The organism is Streptomyces spongiae (assembly GCF_009377185.1).
Taxonomy (GTDB): Bacteria; Actinomycetota; Actinomycetes; order Streptomycetales; family Streptomycetaceae; genus Streptomyces; species Streptomyces spongiae.
On sequence record NZ_VJZC01000794.1, the window covers coordinates 1 to 3714 of the forward strand.

Sequence of the window (3714 nt, forward strand, 5' to 3'; positions counted from 1 at the left end):
GGTGAAAGGGGCGCTGCGATGTGGCGCGCCGCTGTCGGCCCGTGACGCCTTCTCCGTACGTCAAGGGCCGACAGCGGCAGCCGGGCGGCCGGACACGGCCCAAGAGGGAGGGGAAGGCGACCGTGCCGGGGCCGTGGAGGGGTGGTGCTGCGACGGATCGCGCAGCTCGGGAGGACGTAAGCGCTGCGCGACGGATCCGGCGCCAACGGATCCGGGGAAACCAGGGAGAGTTCTAGACCGGAGGAAGAGCCAACGTCAAGGCTGCGCAAGTAAGTTGATGGAATGTCACGATCTTTACTGACGCAGCGTCAAGATCACTTGCTCCAGCGGATGTTGAAGGCAAAACGAGGAACCCTGAGGTGAGAGCGCTCCCCCTCTTCACAGATAGGGCACAACCAACATCCTTTTGCCACAAGCGCCTTGACCCTTGAATGTAACCACGGGTAACTTCCTGGTTCGGCTACTGCGGCGTAGCAATCAAGCCCTTGTGCTGTCGGGAGGTGCGGGGGCCTCGCGCCGCAAGCGCTGTCCGCGCCAGGACAACGTGCCTTGAAGTCCTGCCTATCGCAGTGAGAGTGCCCAGGGAGCAGACATGGCCTCACCCTCGGACGCCACGGCGTCCAACGACTCCACCCCCGAGAGATCGGGCAGACGCGGGCGGGTCCGTGCGCGCCGCGCCGCCGTGATGGCGGTGCCGGCCACGGCACTCACCGCGGCTCTGATGATCCTCACCGCCGAGGGTGCCCTCGGCGTCCAGTTCGCCATTTCCGGCATGCCGTTCGTCGTCACGGCCGACAGGCTCGACGGCAAGGGCTTCGCGCAGTACGGCTCGCTGGACGAGATGATCCCGGACAGCCCCAACCAGGGCGACACCGGAGGCCAGGTCCTCGTCGTCACCTCGGTGGTGAAGAACGGCACGCTGAAGAACCTCTGCCAGAGCGTCGACCTCGGCGGCATCCAGCTCGTCCTGACCGCCGGCGCCGGCAGCAAGCCGGTGAGCGTGAAGAACCTCGCCATCGACTCGGACGAGATCAAGGGCGACGCCGCGTTCAACAACATCGAGATCGGCCGCGACTCCAGCACCTTCGACAAGGTCGACCAGAAGGGCCCCAAGGGCGTCTACGGCCAGCAGGCTGACAAGGTCGTCATCACCGACCTCTACCAGCACAACTACGCCGCCACGGCCGCCGTCTTCAAGCTTCCCGACCTGCACATGAGGTTCGGGAGCAAGGGCTGCCCGCAGTGAACCGCTTCCGCGAGTGGAGGGGGCACCGGCCCTTCGCGGGCGGGCTGCTGCTCACCCTCGGCGGCGCCGAGATCCTGGTGACCATGAAGGCACCCCTTCCGGTCATCCTGCACATCGGCATGCAGGGGCTCGCCGGGTACCTGATACCCACCGTGATGATCGTCTGCGGGCTGCTGATCATGTTCAACCCCTCGCAGCGGCTGTTCTACTCGATCCTGGGCGCGCTGCTCTCGGTCGGGTCCTGGCTCACCTCCAACATCGGAGGGTTCGTCATCGGGCTGGTGCTCGGGGTCACGGGCAGCGTGATGGCCTTCGGCTGGCTCCCGGACCAGGAACCGCGCAAGAAGCGGCACCTGCTGCGCCGCCATCGCGACCAGGCGTCCCCCGCCACCGCGCCGTAGCCCGTCCCCCCACCGCATCCCCGTACCGTCCTCGCGGCCCACCGGCCGGAAGCCGGGCACGGGGATGTCGTACGTGTGGGCCGGGCACGGGGATGTCGTACGTGTGGGCCGGGCACGGGGATGTCGTACGTGTGGGCCGGGGACGGGGGTGTCGTACGTGCGGCTCGGGGCGGGGGTTCAGCGGAGGTTCACAGGGCGGTCCGGACGGAGAGAGCCACCGACAGGGCCGCGTGGAGCCGGGCCGGGTCGGTGCACTCGCGGTCGTACGCCAGGGGGACCTGCCAGTACAGGCCGGGGCCCTTCGTACGGCGCAGGGGCGGGACGGCCACATGACTGCCGTGGCCCAGGACCTGGACCTCCGGGAGGTGCCAGTCGATCGCCTCACCGGGCGGGACCAGCCAGTAGAGGATGCCGCCGTAGCCGTCCCTGATGACCGCACCGGACCTGTCGCCGAGCAGGTCCAGCGCCCTGGCACCCGGGGCGGCCGGCGCGCGCACCGCGTCCCACCAGCGGCCTGCGGGCAGCGTGCGCACCTCGGCGCTGTGGGGGGACATCCATCGCGGAACCCTGCGGACTGTCATCGAGCTCACCGGCCTTACTGAGGGTCCTTCGAGCGTAGGGACGGCGCGGGACCGTCGGCTTGTCGCGGCGCGCACGGGAGTTGTCGGCGCGCGCAGGGAAGTTGCCCGCATACGCAGCGCTCACCGGGCGGTCTCCCCCGGCAACCCTGTGGCGGCATAGCGTGACGGTCCGTATCGACGGTTCGAGTGCCCGGGAGGCCCCGATGATGGGACACCCAACCCCTTTGCTGATTGACGCGACCGGCCGTGACATCCACGGTGAGGCGGCCCGGATCCGCGCGAGGGGCCCGGTGACCCGCGTCGAGCTCCCCGGCGAGGTCGAGGCGTGGGCGGTCAGCAGCCCCGAGCTGCTGAAGCGGCTGCTCACCGATCCGCGGGTGTCCAAGGACCCGCGACAGCACTGGCCCCGGTTCATCGACGGCGGGATCACCCCGGACTGGCCGCTGTTCACCTGGGTCGCCGTGCAGAACATGTTCACCGCGTACGGCGGCGAGCACAAACGCCTGCGACTCCTCGTCTCCAAGGCCTTCACCGCCCGCCGTACGGCCGCGCTCCAGCCGCGGATCGAGGAGATCACCAAGGAGCTCCTGGACGCCGTCGAGGAGGCCGGGAGCCGCAACGAACTCGTGGACCTGCGCGAGGAGTTGTGCTACCCGCTGCCGATCCGGGTGATCAGCGAACTGTTCGGCCTGCCCGAGGGGAACAGCCAGGAGCTGCGGGAGCTGGTGGACCGCATCTTCGACACCTCCGCCGAGCCGGGCGAGATGAACGCCGCCTACGAGCGCCTGATCGCCGTGCTGGGCGAACTCGTCGCCGCCAAACGGAAGTCGCCGGGCGACGACCTGACCACCGGCCTGATCGCGGCCCGTGACGAGGAGGGCGGCACCCGGCTCAGCGAGCAGGAACTCGTCGACACCCTGGTGCTGATGATCAGCGCCGGGCACGAGACCACGGTCAACCTCCTCGACAACGCGATCCACTCGCTGCTCACCCACCCCGAGCAGCTCGCGCACGTACGGTCGGGACGGGCGTCCTGGGACGACGTGGTGGAGGAGACGCTGCGGCGCGACGCCCCCGTCGCCAGCCTGCCGCTGCGGTACGCCGTGGAGGATCTCGCGCTCGGTGAACTCGGCGGGCCCGAGGGGGTGGTGATCCGTGGGGGTGAGCCGATCCTGGCCGCGTATGCCGCCGCGGGGCGTGATCCGGGGCTGCACGGTGCGGACGCGGACGTCTTCGACGTCACGCGGGCCGACAAGGAGCATTTGGCGTTCGGGTACGGGATGCACCACTGCCTGGGCGCTCCGCTGGGTCGGCTGGAGGCGCGGATCGCGTTGCCGGCCCTCTTCGAGCGGTTCCCGTCCCTTGAACTCGCTGCGGCGGCGGGGGACTTGGGCCATGTGGAGTCCTTCATCTCCAACGGCCACCGCCGCCTGCCGGTCCGTCTCGGCTGAGGTCCCCGGGGATTCTCGCCCCCGCCGCCCCTACC

Annotated in this window: 4 protein-coding genes; 3 read left to right on the plus strand and 1 reads right to left on the minus strand. The window is 69.5% G+C overall.

Features of this window, described 5'->3' with window-relative positions:
* Positions 1-592: 592 nt before the first annotated feature.
* Both FNH08_RS46855 and FNH08_RS46860 read left to right on the plus strand, forming a co-directional pair.
* Positions 593-1246: a DUF6230 family protein gene (locus FNH08_RS46855; protein WP_152777926.1), complete on the plus strand. Its 654-nt coding sequence runs from the start codon at positions 593-595 to the stop codon at positions 1244-1246.
* Positions 1243-1647 carry a DUF6114 domain-containing protein gene (locus FNH08_RS46860; protein WP_322726555.1) on the plus strand — a complete coding sequence of 135 codons (405 nt, stop codon included), beginning with the start codon at positions 1243-1245 and terminating at the stop codon, positions 1645-1647. Before FNH08_RS46855 ends, FNH08_RS46860 begins: the two co-directional genes overlap by 4 nt.
* A 188-nt stretch (positions 1648-1835) precedes the next feature.
* Here FNH08_RS46860 and FNH08_RS46865 read toward each other — a convergent pair whose 3' ends face one another.
* Positions 1836-2201 carry a hypothetical protein gene (locus FNH08_RS46865; protein WP_228034800.1) on the minus strand — a complete coding sequence of 122 codons (366 nt, stop codon included), beginning with the start codon at positions 2199-2201 and terminating at the stop codon, positions 1836-1838.
* Between the two features lie 233 nt (positions 2202-2434).
* Here FNH08_RS46865 and FNH08_RS46870 point away from each other — a divergent pair, with 233 nt between their 5' ends.
* A complete protein-coding gene (locus FNH08_RS46870; RefSeq protein WP_152777931.1) occupies positions 2435-3679 on the plus strand; it encodes a cytochrome P450 family protein in 1245 nt (414 codons plus the stop codon).
* The last annotated feature ends 35 nt before the right edge of the window (positions 3680-3714 follow it).